The sequence below is a fragment of the Stenotrophomonas sp. STEN029 genome (assembly GCF_056760015.1).
The window spans coordinates 1-22,776 of record NZ_JBRREC010000084.1; the positions used below are offsets into that span (position 1 = coordinate 1).

The 22,776-nt window shown below is 64.9% G+C and carries 19 protein-coding genes and 3 tRNA genes; 16 read left to right on the top strand and 6 right to left on the bottom strand.

Annotated features, from left to right (window positions below; all coding sequences use genetic code 11):
• Nucleotides 1-301 precede the first annotated feature (301 nt).
• The 10 genes from pstS to rnt all read left to right on the top strand — a co-directional run bounded on the left by pstS (nucleotide 302) and on the right by rnt (nucleotide 8,810).
• Complete coding sequence (gene pstS / locus ACVOLI_RS16355) at nucleotides 302-1,390, top strand: phosphate ABC transporter substrate-binding protein PstS (protein WP_481615218.1); 1,089 nt, start codon at nucleotides 302-304, stop codon at nucleotides 1,388-1,390.
• A gap of 298 nt (nucleotides 1,391-1,688) precedes the next feature.
• Nucleotides 1,689-2,660, top strand: coding sequence for a phosphate ABC transporter permease subunit PstC (gene pstC / locus ACVOLI_RS16360; protein ID WP_282272922.1), 972 nt, complete (start codon nucleotides 1,689-1,691; stop codon nucleotides 2,658-2,660).
• The gene (pstA, locus tag ACVOLI_RS16365; RefSeq protein ID WP_303746900.1) at nucleotides 2,660-3,523 is read left to right on the top strand and encodes a phosphate ABC transporter permease PstA; all 864 of its coding nucleotides are present in this window, start codon (nucleotides 2,660-2,662) and stop codon (nucleotides 3,521-3,523) included. Before pstC ends, pstA begins: the two co-directional genes overlap by 1 nt.
• A gap of 31 nt (nucleotides 3,524-3,554) precedes the next feature.
• Nucleotides 3,555-4,385, top strand: coding sequence for a phosphate ABC transporter ATP-binding protein PstB (gene pstB / locus ACVOLI_RS16370; RefSeq protein ID WP_282272926.1), 831 nt, complete (start codon nucleotides 3,555-3,557; stop codon nucleotides 4,383-4,385).
• Nucleotides 4,386-4,540: 155 nt separating this feature from the next.
• The gene (gene phoU / locus ACVOLI_RS16375) at nucleotides 4,541-5,248 is read left to right on the top strand and encodes a phosphate signaling complex protein PhoU (RefSeq protein WP_282272928.1); all 708 of its coding nucleotides are present in this window, start codon (nucleotides 4,541-4,543) and stop codon (nucleotides 5,246-5,248) included.
• A gap of 205 nt (nucleotides 5,249-5,453) precedes the next feature.
• Nucleotides 5,454-5,846, top strand: a complete 393-nt coding sequence (locus ACVOLI_RS16380) for an RcnB family protein (RefSeq protein WP_481615219.1) — start codon at nucleotides 5,454-5,456, stop codon at nucleotides 5,844-5,846.
• A gap of 139 nt (nucleotides 5,847-5,985) precedes the next feature.
• Nucleotides 5,986-6,351, top strand: coding sequence for an HvfA family oxazolone/thioamide-modified RiPP metallophore (locus tag ACVOLI_RS16385; protein ID WP_481615220.1), 366 nt, complete (start codon nucleotides 5,986-5,988; stop codon nucleotides 6,349-6,351).
• Nucleotides 6,352-6,376: 25 nt separating this feature from the next.
• Complete coding sequence (locus ACVOLI_RS16390) at nucleotides 6,377-7,195, top strand: HvfB family MNIO-type RiPP peptide maturase (protein WP_481615221.1); 819 nt, start codon at nucleotides 6,377-6,379, stop codon at nucleotides 7,193-7,195.
• On the top strand, nucleotides 7,188-7,955 hold the full coding sequence (locus ACVOLI_RS16395; protein WP_481615222.1) for an HvfC family RiPP maturation protein: 768 nt from the start codon (nucleotides 7,188-7,190) through the stop codon (nucleotides 7,953-7,955). Before ACVOLI_RS16390 ends, ACVOLI_RS16395 begins: the two co-directional genes overlap by 8 nt.
• 210 nt (nucleotides 7,956-8,165) lie before the next feature.
• On the top strand, nucleotides 8,166-8,810 hold the full coding sequence (rnt, locus tag ACVOLI_RS16400; protein ID WP_481615223.1) for a ribonuclease T: 645 nt from the start codon (nucleotides 8,166-8,168) through the stop codon (nucleotides 8,808-8,810).
• A 12-nt stretch (nucleotides 8,811-8,822) separates the two neighbouring features.
• On the opposite strand, the gene ACVOLI_RS16405 is transcribed toward rnt, so the two are convergent.
• The 3 genes from ACVOLI_RS16405 to ACVOLI_RS16415 all read right to left on the bottom strand — a co-directional run bounded on the left by ACVOLI_RS16405 (nucleotide 8,823) and on the right by ACVOLI_RS16415 (nucleotide 12,132).
• Entirely contained in the window at nucleotides 8,823-9,623 is an 801-nt protein-coding gene (locus ACVOLI_RS16405; protein WP_481615224.1) for a GGDEF domain-containing protein, read from the bottom strand.
• A 383-nt stretch (nucleotides 9,624-10,006) separates the two neighbouring features.
• Entirely contained in the window at nucleotides 10,007-11,407 is a 1,401-nt protein-coding gene (locus ACVOLI_RS16410; protein WP_481615225.1) for an ATP-binding protein, read from the bottom strand.
• Entirely contained in the window at nucleotides 11,404-12,132 is a 729-nt protein-coding gene (locus tag ACVOLI_RS16415; protein ID WP_282272210.1) for a response regulator, read from the bottom strand. Before ACVOLI_RS16415 ends, ACVOLI_RS16410 begins: the two co-directional genes overlap by 4 nt.
• Before the next feature lie 197 nt (nucleotides 12,133-12,329).
• On the opposite strand from ACVOLI_RS16415, the gene ACVOLI_RS16420 reads away from it, so the two are divergent.
• The 3 genes from ACVOLI_RS16420 to ACVOLI_RS16430 are packed head-to-tail and all read left to right on the top strand — an operon-like array spanning nucleotide 12,330 to nucleotide 17,049.
• A complete protein-coding gene (locus tag ACVOLI_RS16420; RefSeq protein WP_481615231.1) occupies nucleotides 12,330-13,676 on the top strand; it encodes an efflux RND transporter periplasmic adaptor subunit in 1,347 nt (448 codons plus the stop codon).
• The gene (locus tag ACVOLI_RS16425; protein ID WP_481615226.1) at nucleotides 13,673-15,625 is read left to right on the top strand and encodes a MacB family efflux pump subunit; all 1,953 of its coding nucleotides are present in this window, start codon (nucleotides 13,673-13,675) and stop codon (nucleotides 15,623-15,625) included. The genes ACVOLI_RS16420 and ACVOLI_RS16425 overlap by 4 nt, the downstream gene beginning before the upstream one ends.
• An 8-nt stretch (nucleotides 15,626-15,633) precedes the next feature.
• Nucleotides 15,634-17,049 carry an efflux transporter outer membrane subunit gene (locus ACVOLI_RS16430; RefSeq protein ID WP_481615227.1) on the top strand — a complete coding sequence of 472 codons (1,416 nt, stop codon included), beginning with the start codon at nucleotides 15,634-15,636 and terminating at the stop codon, nucleotides 17,047-17,049.
• A gap of 271 nt (nucleotides 17,050-17,320) precedes the next feature.
• Here ACVOLI_RS16430 and ACVOLI_RS16435 read toward each other — a convergent pair whose 3' ends face one another.
• From ACVOLI_RS16435 to rnr, 3 genes are all read right to left on the bottom strand, one after another.
• Nucleotides 17,321-18,511 (bottom strand): DmpA family aminopeptidase, encoded by a 1,191-nt coding sequence (locus tag ACVOLI_RS16435; RefSeq protein WP_481615228.1) that lies wholly within the window; start codon nucleotides 18,509-18,511, stop codon nucleotides 17,321-17,323.
• Between the two features lie 8 nt (nucleotides 18,512-18,519).
• Nucleotides 18,520-19,263 carry a 23S rRNA (guanosine(2251)-2'-O)-methyltransferase RlmB gene (gene rlmB / locus ACVOLI_RS16440; RefSeq protein WP_481615229.1) on the bottom strand — a complete coding sequence of 248 codons (744 nt, stop codon included), beginning with the start codon at nucleotides 19,261-19,263 and terminating at the stop codon, nucleotides 18,520-18,522.
• Between the two features lie 123 nt (nucleotides 19,264-19,386).
• Nucleotides 19,387-21,903, bottom strand: a complete 2,517-nt coding sequence (gene rnr / locus ACVOLI_RS16445; protein WP_481615230.1) for a ribonuclease R — start codon at nucleotides 21,901-21,903, stop codon at nucleotides 19,387-19,389.
• A gap of 115 nt (nucleotides 21,904-22,018) precedes the next feature.
• Here rnr and ACVOLI_RS16450 point away from each other — a divergent pair.
• The 3 genes from ACVOLI_RS16450 to ACVOLI_RS16460 all read left to right on the top strand — a co-directional run bounded on the left by ACVOLI_RS16450 (nucleotide 22,019) and on the right by ACVOLI_RS16460 (nucleotide 22,752).
• Nucleotides 22,019-22,105, top strand: a tRNA-Leu gene (locus ACVOLI_RS16450).
• Between the two features lie 219 nt (nucleotides 22,106-22,324).
• Nucleotides 22,325-22,411 (top strand) — tRNA-Leu (locus tag ACVOLI_RS16455).
• 254 nt (nucleotides 22,412-22,665) lie between these two features.
• Nucleotides 22,666-22,752, top strand: a tRNA-Leu gene (locus tag ACVOLI_RS16460).
• Nucleotides 22,753-22,776 lie beyond the last annotated feature (24 nt).

Sequence of the window (22,776 nt, forward strand, 5' to 3'; positions counted from 1 at the left end):
GCCATGCTCGGCTGAAGCTCCGCCAGGAAGGCTCCCTGCCGAGCATGGCTCGGCACTACGCTGAGGCTCTATCGGTAAAGCCCCCTGCCGAGCATGGCTCGGCACTACGGGGATTACCGGAAAGCCCTTCACCTTCGGACGACATTCCCGCCTCCAGGCCCGGCAGCCGCCTACCCGACAGCCATTGATTCTGTGAGCTTTTTCAGATTTTTTTCACGATGTAATCAGGCTGTAACAAAAACATCATTTCATAGCCGCATCCGCCGGCGATGCCGGCATTTACCCCGCTATGGAGTGACGCATGAAGCTGCACACGACCGGTCTTGCCGCCCTTTCGCTGGCCATCGCCCTGGGCCTGTCGGCCTGTGGTGACAAGGGTAACCAGGCCGCTTCCGGCCCAGACGCCGCGGGTGCCTCCGCAGCGGCCGCAGGTGACAAGGTTACCGTTGAGATCTCCGGTGCCGGCGCATCGTTCATCTTCCCGCTGGTGTCCAAGTGGTCGGCCGACTACAACACCGCGACCGGCGCCAAGATCAACTACCAGTCGATCGGCTCGGGTGGCGGTATCGCCCAGATCAAGGCCGGCACCGTCGACTTCGGCTCCTCGGACAAGCCGCTTTCCACCGAAGAACTCGCGCAGGCTGGCCTGGGCCAGTTCCCGTCGGCAATCGGCGGCGTGGTGCCGGTGGTCAACCTGGAAGGCCTGCAGCCGGGCCAGCTGCGCCTGAGCGGCACCCTGCTGGCTGACATCTTCCTGGGCAAGATCAAGACCTGGAACGACAAGGCCATCGCCGACGCCAACCCGGGCGTGACCCTGCCCGACACCAAGATCACCCTGGTGCACCGCTCCGACGGTTCGGGCACCACCTTCAACTTCTCCAACTACCTGTCCAAGGTCAGCGGCGAGTGGAAGGAAAAGGTTGGCGAAGGCACCTCGGTGCAGTGGCCGGACGGCGTCGGTGGCAAGGGCAACGAAGGCGTTGCCTCCTACGTGCAGCAGATCAAGGGTTCGGTCGGTTACGTCGAGCTGGCCTACGCCCTGCAGAACAACATGCCGTATGCCTCGATGCAGAACGCCGCTGGCAGCTGGGTGCAGCCGACCGCCGAGACCTTTGCCGCCGCTGCTGCCAGCGCCGACTGGGCCAACGCCAAGGACTTCAACCTGGTGATCACCAACGCACCGGGCGCCAATGCATGGCCGATCACTGCCACCAACTTCATGCTGATGCACAAGCAGCCGAAGGATGCCAAGCGCAGCGCCGATACCCGCGCGTTCTTCAAGTGGGCCTTCGAGAATGGCCAGGCCCAGGCCAACGAGCTGCACTACGTGCCGCTGCCGGCCGAGCTGGTCACCCAGATCGAAGCCTATTGGGCTGCTGAGTTCAAGTGACGCACTGGCGCGGGGCCGCTTAGCGGCCCCGCCCTTGCCAGTGCGTCATCCCCGCGAAGGCGGGGATCGCTCGTGATTCTGCTTTTGTTGTTGCTGTTGCTGTTGCTTTTGTTCCTGCGCTTGCCGTTGAAGTCACACGCACCATCAACAGCAAGAGCGATTCCCGCCTACGCGGGAATGACCGCTGAAAAGCGATCCCCGCCAACGCGGGAGTGACGAACAAAAGTAGAAACGACGGCTCCCCCCTCCAACGAGGGATTGATATTTCACCGCATCCACCTGGGCCCCTGCCGCTGCCATGAATGCCATTGCACCGTCCCTAGCTTCCTCGCCCACATCGCGCGACCTGCGTGACGCCCGCAACGAGCGTCTGTTCCGCTGGTTCCTGGTCGCCACCGTCATCTTCGTCCTGGTCGCCCTGGCCAGCGCCGCATTGTCCATGCTCTGGGGCGGCCGCCACGCGCTGCAGGAGCAGGGCCTGAGCTTCTTCTACTCCTCCGAGTGGAATCCAGTCGAGAACAAGTTCGGCGCGCTGGCGCCGATCTACGGCACCATCGTCACCGCCCTGATCGCGATGTTGATCGCCGTGCCGGTGAGCTTCGGCATCGCCTTCTTCCTGACCGAAGTCGCGCCGCGCTGGCTGCGTGGCCCGGTTGGCACCGCCATCGAACTGCTGGCAGGCATCCCGTCGATCATCTACGGCATGTGGGGCCTGTTCGTGCTGGTGCCGGTGATGACCGAATACGTCACTCCCTTCCTGAACGACCACATCGGCCCGCTCCCGGTGATCGGTGCCTTGTTCCGCGGCCCGCCGCTGGGCATCGGCATGCTCACCGCCGGCTTCGTGCTGGCGATCATGGTCATTCCCTTCATCTCCTCGGTGATGCGCGAGGTCTTCCTCACCGTCCCCACCCGCCTGAAGGAATCGGCCTACGCGCTGGGTTCGACCAAGTGGGAAGTGAGCTGGGACATCGTGCTGCCTTACACCCGCTCCGCGGTGATCGGCGGCGTGTTCCTCGGCCTGGGCCGTGCGCTCGGCGAAACGATGGCGGTCGCCTTCGTGATCGGCAACAGCGTGCGTCTGACCCCCTCGCTGCTGGAGCCTGGCACCACCATCGCCGCACTGATCGCCAACGACTTCGGCGAAGCCACCGAGACCTACCGTTCGGCGCTGCTGCTGCTCGGCTTCGTGTTGTTCATCGTCACCTTCGTGGTGCTGGCACTGGCCCGCCTGATGCTGATGCGCCTGTCCCGCAAGGAGGGCAACTGATGTCCGCTTCCGCTGATTCGCTGTACCTGCGCCGTCGCGTCGTCAATGTCGTGGCCCTGTTCATGGGTTGTGCGACCGCCTTGTTCGGTCTGTTCTTCCTCGGCTGGATCCTGTGGACGCTGCTGTCCAAGGGCCTGCCGGGCATCAACCTGGATCTTTTCACCAAGATGACGCCGCCGCCAATGCAGGAAGGCGGCCTGCTCAACGCCTTCTTCGGCAGCGCGGTGATGTGTGCGATGGCGATCGGCATCGGCACGCCGCTGGGCGTCGCCGCGGGCACCTGGCTGGCCGAGTACGGCAACGCCCGCAAGGCCGGCACCGTGGTCCGCTTCGTCAATGACATCCTGCTGTCGGCACCGTCGATCGTGCTCGGCCTGTTCGTCTACACGCTGTACGTGATGCAGACCGGCGGCCAGTTCTCGGCATTTGCAGGTGCGCTGTCGCTGGCCTTCATCGTGCTGCCGGTGGTGATCCGCACCACCGACGAAATGCTGCGCCTGGTACCGGTGCAGATGCGCGAAGCCGCGCTGGCTCTCGGTGTGCCGCAATGGAAGGTGATCATGCAGGTGTTGTACCGCAGCGCCATGGCTGGCATCGTCACCGGCATCCTGCTGGCGCTGGCCCGCATCTCCGGCGAAACCGCGCCGCTGCTGTTCACCGCCTTCGGCAACCAGTACTGGAACAGCAACGTCATGCAGCCGATGGCCTCGGTGCCGGTGGTGATGAACCAGTTTGCCGGCAGCCCGTATGAATCCTGGCAGGTGTTGGCTTGGGCAGGCGCCCTGGTGCTGACCGTGTTCGTCCTGCTGGTTAGCCTCTCCGCGCGCGGCCTGCTGCTGCGTAACCGCATCTCGAACGATTGAACTTAAACGATTGATTGCCATGGACCTTCCCATGAACGACCTCAGCAACGCCGTACCGATGCAGCGCATCAACGTGCCCGCCGCCAACCAGTCGCTGCACACGCCAGCGCCGGTCAAGCTGGCTGCACGCGGCCTGGACTTCTACTACGACAAGTTCCATGCGCTGAAGAGCATCAACCTGGAGATTCCGGAAAAGCGTGTCACCGCGCTGATCGGCCCCTCCGGTTGCGGCAAGTCCACCCTGCTGCGCATCTTCAATCGCATCTACGCGCTGTACCCCAAGCTGGAAGCGCGCGGTGAAGTGCTGCTGGACGGGGAGAACATCCTCTCGCCCAAGTACCCGATGAACCGCCTGCGTTCCAAGGTGGGCATGGTGTTCCAGAAGCCGGTGCCGTTCCCGATGACCATCTTCGAGAACGTCGCCTACGGCATCCGCCACCACGAGAAGCTGTCCAAGGCCGACATGGCCGTGCGCGTCGAGCAGGCACTGCGCCAGGGCGCGCTGTGGGACGAAGTGAAGGACAAGCTCAACCAGAGCGCGCTGGGCCTGTCCGGTGGCCAGCAGCAGCGTCTGTGCATCGCCCGTGCCGTGGCCCTGCGTCCGGACGTGCTGCTGCTCGACGAGCCGACCTCGGCGCTGGACCCGATCTCCACCAGCCGCATCGAGCAGCTGGTCGAAGAGCTGAAGAACGATTACACCATCGCCATCGTCACCCACAACATGCAGCAGGCCGCGCGCGTGTCCGACTACACCGCCTTCATGTACCTGGGCGACCTGATCGAACACGACCGCACCGAAACCATCTTCTCCAATCCCTCCAAGCAGCAGACCGAGGACTACATCACCGGTCGCTTCGGCTGAGGCTGGCGCAGGCGGACCGTGTCGCGGTCCGCCGCCCGCTGGACGCCTGGCCAAGGATGGCCGGGCCGCACCCCGAAGCCAGATGTACGCCATGGATGGCAACGCAGCTACCGAACGAATGCAGTCCCACCCGAACCGTCTCCAGCGAGCATTCCATGAATCTTCCCAACGACCACATCGTCAAGAGCTATGACGAAGAACAGCAGCGACTGGTAACCGAGATCGTGCGCATGGGCGAAATGTCCGTTGCCCAGCTCGAAGCCGCGCTGGACGTGATCGAACGCCGCGACGAGAAGGCCGCGCAGCGCATCGTCGCCAACGACGAGGCCATCGACCAGCTCGAGCAGCAGATCAGCCACGACGTGATGCGCCTGGCCCTGCGTGGGCCGATGGCCCGCGACCTGCGCGAGATCCTCGCCGGCCTGCGCATCCCCGCCGACATCGAACGCATCGGCGACTATGCCGCCAACGTCGCCAAGCGCTCCATCGCGCTGGCCGCGGTGCCGCCGCTGCCGCAGATCCAGGGCGTACGCGCACTCGGCCGGCTCGCCGCGCAGCAGGTCCGCCGCGCGATGGAAGCCTATCGCGACAACGATGCCGAGGCCGCACTGAGCCTGCGCGCCGACGACGCGCGTCTGGACGCCCAGTACACCGCGCTGTTCCGCGAGTTGCTGACCTACATGATGGAAGACCCGCGCAACATCACCCCGTGCACGCACCTGCTGTTCATGGCCAAGAACCTTGAGCGTATCGGCGACCACGCCACCAACATCGCCGAGAACGTATGGTTCCTGGTACACGGTGATGCGCCGCTGCCGCCGCGCGAGAAGCGCGACGAAACCAGCACCGTCGATCACGCCTGATCGACGGTTGTCCGGCCGCTGCCTGCATGCGCAGCAGCCGCGCTGCCATCCGGTCCGCATCAGCCCGCTGCACCTCGTCGTGGCGGGCTGATACAGACTGGTACAAAGCGACACCGTGCAGCCGGTGTTTTTAATCAGTCATTCACGCATTTTTTTCGAGCATGGACTCGTCCGCAGCACTCCCGCCGCGCACTGAGGAATTGCCATGAAGCGTATCGCTGCCACCCTCCTGGTTCTGTCCCTGTTCGCCTCCGGTGCCGCCCTTGCCGGCCCATCGCAGGATCGTGACCGCGACGACATTCGTCGCGACAAGTCGGCCCACAGTGCTGACCAGCACGCCCAAAGCCATCGCACCAGCACACCTGCACCGGCCGCGCACAACGGCGCCCGCCACGCATCCAGCAACAGCGCGCACCATGTCCCACGCAAGGGCGAGCGCCTGCCACAGAACCAGCGCGGCAACCGTATTGCCGATTACAGCAAGCATGGCCTGCGTCGGCCCGGGCGCGGCAACGAATGGCGCAAGGTCGATGACCGCTACGTGCTGATGGCAGTCGCCACCGGGCTCATCATCGATATCGTCAGCGGCCATCGCTGATCACCATCGCCAGCTGAACCAACACGGGCCCCAAGTGGGCCCGTTGCCATTCCAACGGTGGCAAGGTCACGCCATTGCGCCGGACCGCTTGCTAAGCTCCAGCCTCCCCCCGGCCCAACCACCACCGGAGACACCATCAATGGCCATCGACATCCGCAAGTCCACCACGCTCGCCCTGGGCGCCGCCCTGCTCGGCGGCATGGCGGCCCCTGCTTTTGCCATGACCGACCTGGCCCAGGGCTATGCCCTCGGTGCCAGCACCCAGACCCCACCAACCACCGAAGCACAAGCGGCTACCGCTACCGCGCAAAGCACCGATGCCGCCGCCAAGCAGAAGGCCGAGGGCAAGTGCGGCGAAGGCAAATGTGGCGAGGGCAAGTGCGGTGCCGACAAGGACAAGCCCAGGACCGATGCCGCCAAGGTTGATGGCGAAGCAGCCGCAGGTGCCGACAAAGCCAAGGCCGAAGGCAAATGTGGTGAGGGCAAGTGTGGCGGTAAGCACTAAGCCCTGCACACCACCCCACCAGCGCATGCCCGCCCAGGCCAGCGCTGGCCTGGGCCTGCGGCGCTCGCTGCTCGACGCCTTGCAGGCGGCACCGGCCGGCGCATTCGATTTTCTCGAATGCGCCCCGGACAACTGGATCGGGGTTGGCGGCAGTCTGGGCGAAGCGCTGTCCGCACTGTCGCAGCAACATCCGCTGAGTTGCCATGGCCTGTCGCTATCGCTGGGCGGCCCCGCCCCGTTGGATCTGGAATTCCTTGCACGCACGCGGCGCTTCCTCGACCAGCACCAGGTCGCCCTCTACAGCGAGCATCTGAGCTGGTGCACGGATGACGGCCATCTCTACGAGCTGCTGCCGCTGCCGTTCACCGATGAAGCCGTGCGCCATGTGGCCGCGCGCATCCGCCAGACACAGGACATCCTGGGCCGTCGCATCGCCGTGGAAAATGCCTCCTACTACGCGGTACCTGCGGCGGACATGGACGAGGCGGACTTCATCAACGCCGTGCTGGACGAGGCCGATTGCGACCTGCTGCTGGACGTCAACAATGTCTACGTCAACGCCATCAACCATGGCTATGACGCCCGCAACTTTCTTGCACGGCTGCCCTCGCAACGCATTGCCAGTTACCACGTTGCCGGCCATCACGACGAAGCCGAAGACCTGAAGATCGATACCCATGGCATGCCGGTCAAGGGCGATGTCTGGGCACTGCTGGCCGATGCCTACACCATGCATGGTGTGCGCCCCACCCTGCTGGAACGCGACTTCAACTTCCCGCCACTGCCTGAACTGCTTGAAGAACTGACACGTATCCGCCAGTTGCAGCAGGCCGCCCATGGCTGATTCCTTGCGCGAACTGCAGCTGCGCTTTGCCGCACACCTGCGCGACCCATTGCAGCAGCCTGCTCCGGCGGGTATCGACGACACACGCATGCAGGTGTATCGCGAGCTGTACTTCAACAATATCCAGAGTCTGCTGGCCGCGAATTTTCCGGTAATCGCGCGCACCTTGGGTGAATCCCACTGGCAACAGCTGGTGCGCGACTTCTGTCGCGAGCATCACGCGCACACGCCGTTGTTCCCGGAGATCGGCCAGGAGTTCATTGCCTTTCTGGACAGTCGGCCGGTCGATCCGCAAGCGCCCTGGTTGCTGGAACTGGCGCATTACGAATGGATCGAACTGGCGCTGAAAATCAGCGACGAGCCGCTGCCTGCGCATGATCCTGGTGGCGACCTGCTGGCTGCCAGCCCGGTCTGTTCAGCCTGCTGCCGGGCACTGGCCTACCAGTGGCCGGTGCATCGGATTGGTCTGGAATATCAGCCCAGTGAGCCACCGTTACAGCCGACGTTGTTGCTGGCCCGGCGTGAGGCTCATGGAAACATCGTGTTCTCCGAACTTTCGCCGATGCTGTACCGGTTGCTGGAAAGGCTGGAGCAGTTTCCCGAGCTCAGTGGGCTTGAGCAGCTGCGGGAGTTGGCGGCCGAAGCAGGTACAGCGGCGGATGCTGTTTTCGTCAGCAATGGCGCGGCAATGCTGCAGCAATTGCGGGACAAGGGCTGTCTGCTGGGCAGCTTGGCCCCCTCCCTTGCGCCGAAGGCGTAGGGAAGGGTTGGCTTTCAGGCATTGCCGGGAATGCCCCTGTAGAGCCGAACCATGCTCGGCTGAGGCTCTACCGGTAAAGCCCTTGCCGAGCATGGCTCGGCACTACACGGGAAGGCCCCTGCCGAGCATGGCTCGGCACTACAGGTGCCCCACAGCGCTTACCGCCCCTTGCTGACGCGGCCACTTGACCCGCTCTGCTACCCTATTGCGATGAACGAACTTGCTGAACCCTCGGTCCCCCGCCCTGCTTTCACGCCGATGGCGCAACGCTTCCGTGGCTTCCTGCCGGTGGTGGTGGATGTGGAAACGGGCGGCTTTGACTGCAATCGCCACGCCTTGCTCGAGATCGCCGCCGTGCCGGTGGAGATGGACGAGAACGGCCTGCTCTACCCCGGCCAGACCGCCAGTGCGCATGTGATCCCGGCCGAAGGTACCGAAATCGATCCCAAATCGCTGGAAGTCACCGGCATCGTGCTCGACCACCCGTTCCGCCTCGCCAAGCCCGAGCGCGATGCCTTGGAGCATGTGTTCGCGCCGGTGCGTGCGGCGATGAAGAAGTACAACTGCCAGCGCGCGATCCTGGTCGGCCACAACGCGCATTTCGACCTGAATTTCGTCAACGCCACCGTCGCCCGCAGCGGCCACAAGCGCAACCCGTTCCATCCGTTCAGCGTGTTCGACACGGTGACGCTTGCCGGCGTGGCTTACGGTCAGACCGTGCTGGCCCGCTCGGTGCAGGCGGCTGGCTTCGAGTGGGATGCCAGTGAGGCGCACAGCGCGGTATACGACACCGAACAGACCGCGCGCCTGTTCTGCAAGATCGTCAACGCCTGGCCAACCGCGCCCAGCCGCTGAGCTTCAAGATCATCAGGCCGCGCAGGTCCTTGCGCGGCCTTCCTTCTTTGCCTGCGCCAATGCGTTCTTGGCACGCTGGTAGAACAGCACCGGCGCCTGGTCGTCTTCACCCAGCTGCACTACGCCCGCGCTGAAACTCACCTTGATGTCACCGGCCTCGTGCCCACCCCATTCGGCGTACTGACCAAACAGACGCTGCAGGCGCTGGCAGGCGATCTCGGCCTCGGGCAACGCGGTATCGGCCAACAGCACGGCAAATTCCTTGTTGCCCAGCCGTGCCGGCATGTCGGATGCACGCAGGCTGCGTCGCATCAGGTCGCCTACCTCGCACAGCACCAGGTCACCCACCGCGCGCGACCACTCGGCATTGATCTGCTTGAGGTGATCGATGCTCAGTACCACCAGACTCAGGGAGCGTCCGGTACGACGCGCTGCCGCCATGTCACGCGCCAGCACGTCATCGAATGCGCGGCGGTTCGGCAGGCCACTGAGATCATCCTCATTGGCCAAGCGCTCGAACGCTTCGGCCTGCTCGCGCAGCCGCTGTTCCAGCTGCGCCTTCTCCAGCAGGGCAACTTCCAGCCGGTCGTTCTGCTGCTGCAGCTGTTCGGATCGAGCGTGCTCCTGCGCGGCGAGCTGCTGGGCCTGGCCACGTTGCTGCCTGAGCTGAAACGCCAGCCACAGCACCAGCACAAGCAACAGCAGGCACAGGCCGGCGAGCAGGCCGGGCAGCGGCAATACCGCCAGCGACGGCGAGAAACCTTCAACTCCACCCTGCGCCCAGGCAGGTGCCGCAGCAACCCCTGCCAACACGCTCAGCGCTGCCAGACATCGTTTTGCAAAGACCCTCGCCCTGCCTGACGTCGCGCGCATCCCCATGCCCGACCGGATTGCCGGATTCTTCTCTGCTGCCATCGTTCATGCCCCAAACTGGTGTGGCGATACTAGCAAACAGAGGACTTGTTGCAGGGTTGAGCAAGCGCTGGCAGCAGGGATTTCCGCCAGAGTGTGATTGGTGGTGTGAAAGCCTAGCGCCCCCGCTGTTGTGGGAGCGGCGTCAGCCGCGAAGCAACAGATACATCCGGCGCGAGCGAAGGCAGACCATCATTGGTATGTCGAGCGCAGGAAACCATTGCTTGAGTCTGGCGGATAGCCAGCTTCGCGGCTGACGCCGCTCCTACAACAGCCCAGCGCCGCTAGGCGCTGGCCGGCCACTGCGGCGCTTCCCACCGAACGATGGCTTCCAGACCGCCTTCGGGGTGATTGCGCAGGATCAAGCTTGCACCGTCTTTTTCTGCCAGTGCACGGGCGATGGTCAGGCCCAGGCCAGCGCCGCCGGTCTCGCGTGAGCGCGAGGTTTCCAGGCGCAGGAACGGGGTGAACACGGCTTCGAGTTCGTCCTCGGCCAGCCCCGGCCCGTTGTCACGCACCCGCACCTCGACTGCATCGCCATCACGGCGTGCACTGACATGCGCGGCGCGGCCATACTTCACCGCGTTGTCGACCAGATTGGAGAACAAACGCCGCATCGCCAACGGCCGCAGCATCAGCACCGCCCCGCTCCCCTGCTGCAGCACCGCGTCATGACCGGACTCGGCAGCGTCCTCGACCACGCTTTCCAGCAGCGAGTCCAGGTCGAGCGCCGCACGTTGCTCGGCGCTCTCGGCACTGCGAGCAAGATCCAGTCCCTCGCGAATCAAGGCCTGCATCGCGGCAAGATCGCCGATCAGGCGCTCACGCAATTGTTCGTCCTGCACGTTTTCCAGCCGCAGGCGCAGCCGCGTCGATGGCGTCTGCAGGTCGTGGGTGATCGCCGCCAGCATCTGCGTGCGTTCGCTCAAGTGGCGCTGCAGACGCTTCTGCATGGCATTGAAGGCTTCGGCAGCACGCTGCACTTCCAAGGGTCCGCTGACCGGCAGCGGTTCGCGCTGCAGGTCATGGCCAAGCTCGGTGGCGTGGTTCGCCAATCGCTGCAATGGCGAACTGGCGATGCGTGCAACCACATAGGCCAGCAGGCCAATCGCCAATGCCAGCAGCGACAGGAACCATGGGTCAAACGCCGCCCCGCTGCGCCTTGCCACCGCCGGGTATTCCAGCGCCAAGCGCAGCGGCGTGCCATCAGTGAGCTGCAACTCCACCAGACGGCAGCGCGGCGGGGTGAATGCCGGATCGCGCTCACGCGGGTGCTGTGATCGCTGTCCGTGCCCAGGTGGTGGCAGGAATTCCGGCAGCGGCGGCATGCAGGAGCGGAAACTGGTCGCGCGCACCTGCGCATTGGCGACTGCACCACCGCGTGCCGCCAGCACCGCCATCAGGGACTCGTCCATATCGCCGACGCGGAAGTCGCCTTTCACCTCGCGCACATTGGGTCCGCCCACCGCCAGCAGGCGGCTGCGCAGCTCCGGGTTGCCGTCCAGCAGATTGACGAAGCCCTGCAGACGGTCGGCGATACGCGCAAGGTTCTGCCGCTCGAATTCCTGCTGGCGCCGGCTCTCGGCCAGCAATGTCGCGCCAATCGCCGCCACCATCATGCCGACCAGCAGGATGACGAACAGCCGCCCGGCCATCGACGACAGGAACAGGCGCAGCCGCTTCATTCCAGCGTCACCGCGCTGGCGAACACATAGCCCTCGTTGCGCACCGTCTTGATCAGGCCGTCGGCACCGCCGGCATCGGCGAGTTTCTGCCGCAAGCGGCTGATCTGCAGGTCGATGGCGCGGTCCTGTGATTCATAGTTGCGACCGCTGCTCAGCGACACCAGCTGCTCGCGCGACAACACCTTGTTGGCATGCGCCACCAGCACCCGCAGCAGGCGGAACTCGGCTCCCGACAACATCACCACGCGCTTGGCCGGGTCAACCAGATGCCGGTGTTCCAGATCGAATACCCAGCCGGAGAACAGCGCCCGGCGCATCGCCAGCGGTTCCATGTTGGTCGGCAAGGCCTCGGTCCGGCGCAGCACGTTGCGGATGCGTGCCAGCAGCTCGCGCGGCTCGAAGGGCTTGGCCAGGTAATCGTCGGCGCCCATTTCCAGCCCCAGCACGCGATCGATCGGCTCGCTGCGTGCGGTGAGCATGATCACCGGCGTGGTCGAACGCACCCGCAACTCGCGACACAACGCCAGGCCGTCTTCGCGCGGCAGGTTCAGGTCAAGCACGATCAGGTCGATGTGCTCGCGCGCCAATACCTGGCGCATCTGGTTGCCATCGGCCGCCGTGCTCACGGCATAGCCGGCCCGGCCCAGTTGCTCGGCCAGCAGGCTGCGGATGTCACTGTCGTCGTCTACCACCAACAAGCGGTGCAAGGTCTGTATGTCCGTCATGGGGCAATGATCCATGCTAGCGGATCGTCGTGCGCGGCCGCAGTGTATCCACAGGTATCAACGCCCGCACTTGATACACGCCGATACATTGCTGGCTGAACCTGATACATGCCGACACACACTGTGCCTTGAGGCTGAACAGGGCGCTGACCACACTGGCATCAACGCCGCACGCTGCGGCCCAGCCTGAGTCCCTGATCACCGTGAAGCTGCTGCCCTCCTCCCGCCGCAACCGCATCCTGCTTGCCGCTGCCATCGTCGCCCTGACCGCCGGCGGCGTGTTCTGGGCCACACGCAAGCCCGCTACTCCTTCGATGGCCACCTCGCCGGTCAGCCGTGGCGATCTGGAACAGACGGTCGACGCCACCGGCGTCATCGATGCCTACAAGCTGGTCAGCGTCGGTGCGCAGGCTTCGGGCCAGATCAAGGTGCTGAAGGTGCAGCTGGGTGATGTGGTCAAGCAGGGTGACCTGATCGCCGAGATCGATTCGGTCACCCAGGAAAACAGCCTGAAGAATGCCGAAGCCGCGTTGGAGAACATCCGCGCCCAGCGTGCGGTGCAGACTGCCTCGCTGAAGGAATCCGAGCTGGCTTTCGCCCGCCAGAAGGAGATGCTGGCCGCCGAAGCCACCTCGCGCGCCGACTACGAGTCGGCCGAAGCCAACCTGGCCAGCACCCGTGCGCAGATCCGCGCCCTCGATGCGCAGATCCGCCAGCGCGAAACCGAGCTGGGCACCGCCCAGGCCAACCTCGGCTATACCCGTATCACCGCGCCCATCGACGGCACCGTGGTCGCGGTGGTTGCCGAAGAAGGCCGTACCGTCAACGCCAACCAGTCCGCGCCGACCATCGTCAAGCTGGCGCGGCTGGACCTGGTCACCGTGAATGCCGAGATTTCCGAAGCCGACGTGGTCAAGGTCAAACCCGGCATGCCGGTGTACTTCACCATCCTCGGCAATCCGGACCACAAGTACGAAGCCAAGCTGCGCACGGTGAACCCGGCGCCGGCCTCGATCAGCACCGACAGCACCAGCTCCAGCAGCTCTTCCTCGTCCAGCTCCAGCACCGCCGTGTACTACAACGCGCTGTTCGACGTCGAGAATCCGGACGGCACGCTGCGCATCGACATGACCGCGCAGGTCTCGGTGATGCTGGCCCAGGCCAAGGACGCGCTGTTGATCCCCACCGTCGCGCTCGGCCGCAAGGTGCCGGAAGGCGGCCGTGGCCCCGGTGCGACTGCCGCCAATGGCGAGCAACGCGCCGCCCGCAGCAAGCAGGAAGGCCAGCGCCAGCAACGTCGCCAGCCGGATGCCGCCGCACTGGCCAAGAGCAACAGCTACGTGGTCCGCGTGGTCAACAAGGACGGGCAACCCGAGCCGCGTACGATCAAGGTCGGCCTCAACAACGGCTCCAACGTCGAAGTACTGGAAGGCCTGAAGGAAGGCGAGCTGGTCGTGGTCGGCGAAGTCACCGCCGGCGAGAAATCCGGCAGCAGCAACCAGCGCGGCCCGATGGGCCCGATGATGGGTGGTCCGCGCCGATGAGCCAGCCGCTGCTGCAACTGCGCGACCTGCGTCGTGAGTTCCCCGCCGGCGAGGAAACCATCGCCGTACTCAAGGACGTCAACCTCGACATCCATGCCGGTGAGATGGTCGCCATCGTCGGCCAGTCCGGTTCGGGCAAGTCGACCCTGATGAACATCCTCGGCTGCCTGGACCGCCCCACCGTGGGCTCCTACAAAGTGGCTGGACGCGAAACCGGCCGCATGCAACCGGACGAACTGGCCGAGCTGCGCCGCGAGCATTTCGGTTTCATCTTCCAGCGCTATCACCTATTGGGAGATCTGGACGCACGTGGCAACGTGGAAGTGCCGGCAATCTACGCCGGCACCCCGCACGAGGCACGGCGCGAACGGGCCGAGGCCCTGCTCACCCGCCTTGGCCTGAGCGACCGCATGGGCCACAAGCCAGGCCAGTTGTCTGGTGGCCAACAGCAGCGCGTGTCCATCGCGCGTGCGCTGATGAACGGTGGCGAGGTGATCCTGGCCGACGAACCCACCGGCGCGCTGGACAGCGCTTCGGGCGAGGAAGTGATGAACATCCTCGGCGAGCTGCATGCCGAAGGCCAGACCATCATCATCGTCACCCACGACATGCACGTGGCCGAGCACGCCCAGCGCATCATCGAGATCCGCGATGGCGAGATCATCGCCGACCGCCGCAACGACAAGGTGCCGGCACTGCAGACGCAGCAGCGCACCGAGCCCGTGCGCGCCGGTGGCAGCGCCTTCCAGGCCGCACGTGATCGCTTCGTCGAAGCTTTCCGCATGGCCTTGCTGGCAATGAACGCACACCGCCTGCGTACCTTCCTGACCATGCTCGGCATCATCATCGGCATCGCCTCGGTGGTGTCGGTGGTGGCGATGGGCAATGGCTCGCAGCAGCAGATCCTGCAGAACATTTCCTCGCTGGGCACCAATACCATCGACGTCTACCCGGGTCGTGGCTTCGGCGACATGCGCTCGGCCCGCGTGCAGACGTTGAAAAGCAGCGATGCCGAAGCACTGGCCACGCAGAGTTACATCGACAGCGTCACCCCCAGCGTGTCCAGTTCGGTGACCGCGCGGGTCGGCAACAAGGCTGCCTCGGCACAGGTTGCCGGTATTGGCGACCAGTACTTCCGGGTCAAGGGCATGACCCTGGTCAGCGGTCGCTACTTCGACGAAAGCGAGGTAAAGGGCCTGGCACAGGTCGTGGTGATCGACGAGAACACCCGCAGCCAGCTGTTCGGCAGTGATGATCCGCTGGGCAAGGTGGTGCTGCTGGGCAATGTGCCGGCTCGGGTGATCGGCGTGGCCAAGCGCCAGTCGATGGGCTTTGGTGGCAGCACCAATCTCAGCGTCTGGGTGCCGTACACCACGGTGATGGCACGCATGCTGGGGCAGACCTACCTGAGCAGCATCACCCTGCGGGTGAAGGACGACACGCCGATGGATGCCGCGCAGTCGGCGATCACCAAACTGTTGACCCTGCGCCACGGCACCGAGGACTTCTTCCTCAGCAATACCGCCGAGATCCGCGAGACCATCGAGTCCACCACCAAGACCATGACCTTGTTGATCGGTGCGATCGCCGCGATTGCACTGGTGGTCGGCGGCATCGGCGTGATGAACATCATGCTGGTGTCGGTGACCGAACGTACCCGCGAGATCGGCGTGCGCATGGCCGTGGGTGCGCGGCAAAGCGACATCCGCCAGCAGTTCCTGATCGAGGCGGTATTGGTCTGCCTGCTCGGCGGCGTGCTGGGCATCGCGCTGGCGCTGTCGATCGGCTGGGCCTTCCAGACCTTTGGCGCCAGCTTCACCCTGCTGTTCTCCACCGGCTCGATCATTGCCGCCTTCGCCTGCTCGACCCTGATCGGCGTGGCGTTCGGTTTCCTGCCGGCCCGCAACGCCGCCCAGCTCGACCCGGTCGAGGCCTTGGCCCGCGAATGAAGATGACCATGAAATCACTGCGTCCCCTGCTGCTCTCCGCCGCCCTGACCGCTGCCTTGGCCGGCTGCGCCACCACGCCCAGCGCCGACCCTGCTGCCGACCTGCGCGTGCCCAACGTCTATGGACGCGGCAACGCTGCTGCCAATGCGCCGGTGCAGGCCATCCAGCACGAAGTGACCGCACCGGTTGCCGATGTGCATGCAGATGCCTGGTGGCAGGGCTTCGCCGATCCGAACCTGGACCAGCTGATCGAACGCGTACTGGCCAGCAACACCGACATGGCCTCGGCCGGCTTGAAGCTGGAACGTGCCCGCGCCCAGGCCGGACTGGCCTCCGCCGACCTGTGGCCACAGGCCAGCGGCTCGGTCAGCGCCAGCGGCAGCCGCAGTACCGACAGCAGCGACGACTGGTCGCGCAACCACAGCGCCAGCGTGTCGCTGGGCTGGGAGCTGGACCTGTGGGGCAAGCTGCGCGGCCAGCGCGATATCGCCCAGTGGGAAGCGCAGGCCACCGCGCAGGACCTGCAGAGCACCACGCTGAGCCTGGTCGGCCAGAGCACCGAGTTGTACTGGCAGCTGGGTTACCTCAACCAGGCGATTGCCACCGGCCAGGCCAATCTTGAGCGCCTGCAGCGCACCGCTTCCCTGGTACAGGCACAGTTCGATGCCGGCGGTGTATCGCGGCTGGAAGTGCGCCAGGCGCAGCAGAACATCGAGAGCCAGAAGGCCGCACAGTCGCAGCTGGAACAGCAACGGGTGGAAACCCGCAATGCGCTGACCGTGCTGCTCGATGGCCAGCCCTGGCCGCTGGCGAACGAGCCGCAGAACCTTGATGTCGCGCAGAGCCCGGCCCTGGTCGAAGGCATGCCGGCCGAGTTGCTGGCACGCCGGCCGGACCTGCGCGCTGCCGAGCTGCGTCTGCGGCAGTCGCTGAAGAGCATCAAGGTGACCGCCACCAGCTACTACCCCAGCCTGAGCCTGAGCGGTTCGGTTGGCAGCTCCAGCAGCTCGTTGGGGGATGTACTGACCAATCCGGTGGCGACGCTGGGCGCGGGCTTGAGCCTTCCATTCCTGAAATTCCGGCAGATGCAGCTGGACATCAAATCGGCCGATCTTTCCTACCAGATCGCCGCCAATGATTTCCGGCGCACGCTGTATACCGCGCTGTCGGAAGTGGACAACGCCTTGTCGGCACGCACCCGCCTCGCGGAGCAGGTCGCTGCGGCGCAGGCCTCGTATGACGAGGCTGTGGAGATCGCGCGCTTGTACGAGGTGCGCTATCGCGCCGGCGCCACCGACCTGCGTACCTGGCTGGAAGCGGAGCAGACCCGCCGTAACGCCGAGCTGTCGCTGGCGCAGACCAAGCGCAGCCAGCTGGTCAATGATGTGACGCTGTACAAGGCGCTGGGTGGCGGGGCGACTTGAGCCCCTCTCCCTCCGGGAGAGGGGTTGGGGAGAGGGCCGAGCGGAGAAGCAAAAGCTGAAAGGCCGAGAAGCTGAAGCGCTCCCCTCATCCGCCCCCCGCCTTCGCGGGGGCAGGCTCTTCGGGCACCTCGCTCCGCGCCCCGGCCCTGCGTAGCACGCGGGGCGCACGAACAGTCACGAGCCTTTGGCTCGTGAACGCCTGTTCTTAACCCCGCAAGCGGGAGAAGGGACTTGGCCAAAAATGGCTTGGTTCCGCAGCATTCCAGGCACCCTACTGTCCCGGCGCGCTCACCCCATGCCGCTGCAGAACCTCCCGCACCTTGTCCAGCGGAATCGCCTCCACCGTCAGCCCATTGCCACTGACCGTGGTCGCCATGAACAAGGCGTTGTAGACCGACTCTTCCACCGCATCGACGCTGGCCTGGAACACCGCGCTCATCTGCTCGTTGGCCAGTTCGGTGGTCTGCAGCTGCGCAGCATCAAACCCACGCCGCACCGACGCCGCCGTTGAAAATGCCAGCACATAATCGCCGCTGCCGTTGGAGGCGGAGCTGCCGGTGCGCCCCAAACCCATCATTCCGCGCGAGGCCAGACGCCGCAGGTTGCGGTCCGACAAGGGCGCATCGGTTGCCACCACGATGATCACCGAGCCATCGCCGCGATCATCGGCAAGCCCGCGCACATTGCCCTGCGCGGCCACTGCATTCTGGAATGCATAACGGTCCAGCTCGCGCCCGACCGGTGCACCTTCCACTTGCAAGACACCGCCGAAATTGGCCTGCACCAGCACGCCGACGGTCCAGCCGCCAAGACTCTCGGGCAGCTTGCGCGAGGAGGTGCCAATACCGCCCTTCCAGCCGAATGCCACCGTGCCGGTGCCTGCACCGACACTGCCTTCCTGCACCGGCCCGCCCTTCGCACTCTCCAATGCCCGGCGCACCGCAGCGGCGGTGACCGGCCGTGCGCGGATGTCATTGAGGCCGCCATCATTGGTTTCGCCAACAACCACGTTCAACGAGCGCACCTGCTGCATGTCCGGCTGCGCCAGCATCCAATCGGCCATCGCATCGGCCGCCTTCCACACACAGAGCGTGCAGGTCAGCAGGATCGGGGTTTCCAGTTCGCCCAGTTCGTTGACCTGGGTGCTGCCGACAAATTTGCCGAAGCCGTTGCCAACATGCAGCGCCGCCGGCACCCGCGAGCGGTAGGCATTGCCGGGATGCGGCAGGATCGCGGTAACGCCGGTGCGTACCGTGTTGCCGGTACTCAGCGTCACCTGGCCAACGCGCACGCCGGCTACGTCGGTGATCGCGTTGTTGCTGCCTGGGCTGAAGATGCCGGGCGCGACGCCCAGCTCACGCGCGCGTTGGCGCGGTGCGTCCTGCGCGGCGGCGCCCAGGACGCAAAGCCCCGCCAGCGCCACGGTCAATCGGAGGAAGAGACGAGGCGGCGTGCGGGGCATGATGTTCCTTACAGGCGTTGGCGGACTGCCTCGAACAATGCCACACCCGTCGCCACGGATACATTGAGGCTCTCGACGTCGCCCGGCATCGGGATGCGCACCAGCTGGTCGCAGGTTTCGCGGGTCAGGCGGCGCATGCCGTCGGCTTCGCCGCCCATCACCAACGCCACGTTGCCACGCATGTCGAGCTTGTGGATGGTGGTTTCGGATTCGCCGGCCAGCCCATACACCCACACGCCCAGCTTCTGCATGTCCTTGATGCAACGGACCAGATTGGTCACCGATACCACCGGAATGCTGTCCGCGGCACCGGCGCTGACCTTGCGCACGGTCGCATTGACCGGGGCACTCTTGTCCTTGGGGATCACCACTGCAGTGACGCCAGCGGCGGCGGCACTGCGCAGGCAGGCGCCGAGGTTGTGCGGGTCCTGCACCTCGTCCAGCACCAGCACCAGCGCCTTGCCTTCGGCCGCTTCGATCAGGCCCTTCAGTTCGTTCTCGTCCCACAGCTTGGGCGCGGCATAGCGCGCCACCACGCCCTGGTGGCGGACCTGGCCGGCCACGCCGCCCAGCGCCTGGGCGTTAACCTTGCGCACGTCGATGCCCTTGCGCAGGGCCTCTTCCTCGATCTCGACCAGGCGCGGGTTCTTGGCGCCGGCCTCGATCAGGACCTCGCGGACGTTTTCGGGGTCTTTCTCGATCGACGAAGCAACGGCATTGACGCCGACGATCCACTGGTTCTGCTTGCTCATGGGCGTCACATGGGGACTTCTGGGGGTGGCAATGGTAGGCCGATTCGGCGCGGCCCGCAGCTGCCACCGGCCTGCGGGGTGCGGGAATAGCGGCCGCCGCTGCTGCGAGGGCCGCTTCCGGCATCAATACTTCTGCTTGGTGCGCTTGGCTGGCTTGCCGCGTTCGGGCAGCGGCGGCAGGCCTTCCTCCAGCGGTTCGCCATCCAGCTTCTCGACCAGCCGGAAGTCGATCTTGCGCTCTTCCATGCTGGCCTTGAGCACCAGGATGCGGACCCGGTCACCGAGCCGGAACTCATTGCCACGGCGGTCGCCGCTGAGCGTCTTGCGGATCGGGTCGAACTGGTAATAGTCATGCGGTAGCTGGGTAACGTGGACCAGGCCATTGACCTTGGACTCGTCCAGCTCGACGAACAGGCCGAAGCTGGTCACGCCACTGATCACGCCATCGAACTGGCTGCCGACGTGCTTTTCCATCCATGCGGCACGGAAACGTTCGTCGACCTCACGCTCGGCCTCATCGGCACGGCGCTCACGCTCGGAACACTGCAGCGACAAGGCCGCCATTTCGCGCGGGGTATAGGTGTACTTGTCGAGTGGACCGCCGCTCAACGCGTACTTGATGGCACGGTGGACCAGCAGATCAGGGTAACGACGGATCGGCGAGGTGAAGTGCGCGTAGGCCTCCAGCGCCAGGCCGAAGTGACCGTTGTTGTCCGGCGAATACACCGCCAGCGACTGGCTGCGCAGCAGCACCGACTCCAGCAACGCCGCATCCGGGCGCTCGCGCACCTTCTTCAGCAGCTTGGTGTAATCGCCCGGCTGCACCTTGCTCCACGGCGGCAGACTCAGCTTGAATTCCTTGAGGAACTCCAGCAGGTCGGCGAACTTGGACTCCGGCGGCCGCTCATGCACGCGGAACGGCGCCGGCACATGCTTGGACAGCAGGTAGCGTGCGGCCTCCACGTTGGCGGCGATCATGCATTCCTCGATCAGCTTGTGGGCGTCGTTGCGCACCATCATGCCGGCCTGGGTGACCTCGCCACGGTTGTCCAGCACGAAGCGCACTTCCGAGGATTCAAACTCGATGGCGCCACGGCGCTCGCGCGCCTTGGACAGGATGCGGTACAGCTGGTGCAGGTTCTGGATCTGTGGCAGCAACGGGCCGATGAAGGCCTTGGTGTCCGCATCGTCCTCGCCTACCGCTGCCCACACCTGCGTGTAGGTCAGGCGTGCGTGTGAATTCATCACCGCTTCGTAGAACTTCGACTCGCTGACCTGGCCATCGCGCCCGATCTGCATGTCGCAGACGAAGCACATGCGGTCTTCCTTCGGCCGCAACGAGCAGATGCCGTTGGACAGCGTTTCCGGCAGCATCGGCACCACGAAGCCGGGGAAGTACACCGAGGTAGCGCGGCGCTGCGCCTCGTCATCCAGCGGCGTGCCGGGACGCACGTAGTTGGAGACGTCGGCAATGGCCACCACCAGCCGGAAACCGTCGCGGTTCGGCTCGCAATAGACGGCGTCATCGAAGTCCTTGGCGTCCTCGCCATCGATGGTTACCAGCGGCATCGAACGCAGGTCCACGCGCTTGCCGATCATCGAGGCTTCCACCGTCAACGGCACGGCCGTGGCTTCGTCCAGCACTTCCGGCGGGAACTCGTAGGGCAGCTCATGGCCGTGGATGGCGGTTTCCACCACCAGCGACGGGGTCAGCTTGTCGCCGAGCACGGCAATGATCTTGCCGATCGGCGGACGCCGCGAATCCGGCGCATGGGTCAGTTCGCAGACCACCAGCTGCCCGTCCTTGGCGCCACCCGTGAGGTCGCCCGGGATCTGGATGTTGCGCTGGATGCGCTTGTCATCCGGCACCACGTAGCTGATGCCAGCCTCGATGCTGAAGTGTCCGATCAGGCGGTTTACACCACGTTCCAGCACGCGGGCGATGGCGCCTTCGCGGCGGCCACGGCGATCGATGCCGGTGACATTGGCCAAGGCACGGTCACCGTGCATGACCTTGCGCATCTCGTATGGCGACAGGAACAGATCGTCGCCGCCCTCGTCCGGGCGCAGGAAGCCGAAGCCTTCCGGGTTGGCGATGACCACGCCGGGGATCAGGCTCAACTGGCTGACCGGTGCGAAGCCGCCGCGACGGTTCTGCACCAACTGGCCGTCGCGCACCATCGCACCAAGGCGTTTGGACAGCGCGTCGGCACGATCGGGCTCGATCAGGCCCAGCGCGGCACCGATTTCCTCGGCGTTCTGCGGGCCTTCGCAGCGGTCCAGCAACTGCAGGATGGCCTCGCGGCTGGCGATCGGCTGCGCGTAGCGCTCGGCCTCACGCGATGCGTAAGGATCATCGAACGCAGCAGCCGGTGGACCGGACTTGCGACGGCCGCGCACGAAACTCTGCGGGGCGGCATCGTCGGTGAACTTGCGTTTGCCCGGCTTGGCGGCGGCGCGTGGGCCGGCCTTGCCTGGTTTTGCTGCGCCCGACTTCGCCGGCGCGGACAAACTCTCCGGCATCCATGGCGGCAGCTTGGCGGTTTTTGCTTTGGGGGCTTTGCCCGGCGCCTTGCCCGGCTTGCTGCCGGTGGCGGACTTGCGGGCCTTGTCGGCCCCAGTGGTCTTTTTGTTTTTCATCAGCCTCCATGGTACATGGACCTAGGTGTACAAGGTGCGCACACGATCACTGCAGATGTTTGTGAAAAAACGTTGACAAAGATCCACATCCTCTTCAAACTGCGCAGCCTGAAGTGCCCAGGTGGCGGAATTGGTAGACGCACTAGCTTCAGGTGCTAGCGGGGGCAACTCCGTGGAGGTTCGAGTCCTCTCCTGGGCACCACGTTTCAAGATCAAACCCGCGAAAGCGGGTTTTTTCGTTTCTGCGGTTCGAACAAACAGGCCACGGTAGCCCGGGTAAGCGCAGTCTCCCCCAACGCTCGAAGGCATCCGTGACTCCCCCCGGGTGCGCTGCGCTTACCCGGGCTACACTGACCGCGCTTTTTCTTCACAAACCTGTTGACGCCACCAGAAACGTCCTACATAATCTCGCTCCTGAGTCGCCCAGGTGGCGGAATTGGTAGACGCACTAGCTTCAGGTGCTAGCGGGGGCAACTCCGTGGAGGTTCGAGTCCTCTCCTGGGCACCATGACTCAAACGAAACAACCCGCGAAAGCGGGTTTTTTTGTGCCCGCAGTTTTTACCTGTAGTGCCGAGCCATGCTCGGCAGAAGCTTTACAGAAAATCCCGACTGTAGTGCCGAGCCATGCTCGGCAGAAGCTTTACCGGTAGAGCCCCTGCCGAGCATGACTCGGCACTACAGTGATCCAGTTCAACGTGAAATTTCTTCACACAAATCGTTGACAGTTTTCTTCACACTCGGCACAATTCGTCTCCTGAGTCGCCCAGGTGGCGGAATTGGTAGACGCACTAGCTTCAGGTGCTAGCGGGGGCAACTCCGTGGAGGTTCGAGTCCTCTCCTGGGCACCATGACTCAAACGAAACAACCCGCGA

What these genes read in the sequence shown, in the direction of transcription:
- rnt (WP_481615223.1), top strand. Translation starts at nt 8,166, where the DNA reads ATGAACGAACTTGCTGAACCCTCGGTCCCCCGCCCTGCTTTCACGCCG.
- ACVOLI_RS16415 (WP_282272210.1), bottom strand. Translation starts at nt 12,132, where the DNA reads ATGACGGACATACAGACCTTGCACCGCTTGTTGGTGGTAGACGACGAC.
- ACVOLI_RS16435 (WP_481615228.1), bottom strand. Translation starts at nt 18,511, where the DNA reads ATGCCCCGCACGCCGCCTCGTCTCTTCCTCCGATTGACCGTGGCGCTG.
- phoU (WP_282272928.1), top strand. Translation starts at nt 4,541, where the DNA reads ATGAATCTTCCCAACGACCACATCGTCAAGAGCTATGACGAAGAACAG.
- pstC (WP_282272922.1), top strand. Translation starts at nt 1,689, where the DNA reads ATGAATGCCATTGCACCGTCCCTAGCTTCCTCGCCCACATCGCGCGAC.
- ACVOLI_RS16385 (WP_481615220.1), top strand. Translation starts at nt 5,986, where the DNA reads ATGGCCATCGACATCCGCAAGTCCACCACGCTCGCCCTGGGCGCCGCC.
- ACVOLI_RS16425 (WP_481615226.1), top strand. Translation starts at nt 13,673, where the DNA reads ATGAGCCAGCCGCTGCTGCAACTGCGCGACCTGCGTCGTGAGTTCCCC.
- ACVOLI_RS16430 (WP_481615227.1), top strand. Translation starts at nt 15,634, where the DNA reads ATGAAATCACTGCGTCCCCTGCTGCTCTCCGCCGCCCTGACCGCTGCC.
- pstS (WP_481615218.1), top strand. Translation starts at nt 302, where the DNA reads ATGAAGCTGCACACGACCGGTCTTGCCGCCCTTTCGCTGGCCATCGCC.
- pstB (WP_282272926.1), top strand. Translation starts at nt 3,555, where the DNA reads ATGAACGACCTCAGCAACGCCGTACCGATGCAGCGCATCAACGTGCCC.
- rlmB (WP_481615229.1), bottom strand. Translation starts at nt 19,263, where the DNA reads ATGAGCAAGCAGAACCAGTGGATCGTCGGCGTCAATGCCGTTGCTTCG.
- pstA (WP_303746900.1), top strand. Translation starts at nt 2,660, where the DNA reads ATGTCCGCTTCCGCTGATTCGCTGTACCTGCGCCGTCGCGTCGTCAAT.
- ACVOLI_RS16390 (WP_481615221.1), top strand. Translation starts at nt 6,377, where the DNA reads ATGCCCGCCCAGGCCAGCGCTGGCCTGGGCCTGCGGCGCTCGCTGCTC.
- ACVOLI_RS16410 (WP_481615225.1), bottom strand. Translation starts at nt 11,407, where the DNA reads ATGAAGCGGCTGCGCCTGTTCCTGTCGTCGATGGCCGGGCGGCTGTTC.
- rnr (WP_481615230.1), bottom strand. Translation starts at nt 21,903, where the DNA reads ATGAAAAACAAAAAGACCACTGGGGCCGACAAGGCCCGCAAGTCCGCC.
- ACVOLI_RS16395 (WP_481615222.1), top strand. Translation starts at nt 7,188, where the DNA reads ATGGCTGATTCCTTGCGCGAACTGCAGCTGCGCTTTGCCGCACACCTG.
- ACVOLI_RS16380 (WP_481615219.1), top strand. Translation starts at nt 5,454, where the DNA reads ATGAAGCGTATCGCTGCCACCCTCCTGGTTCTGTCCCTGTTCGCCTCC.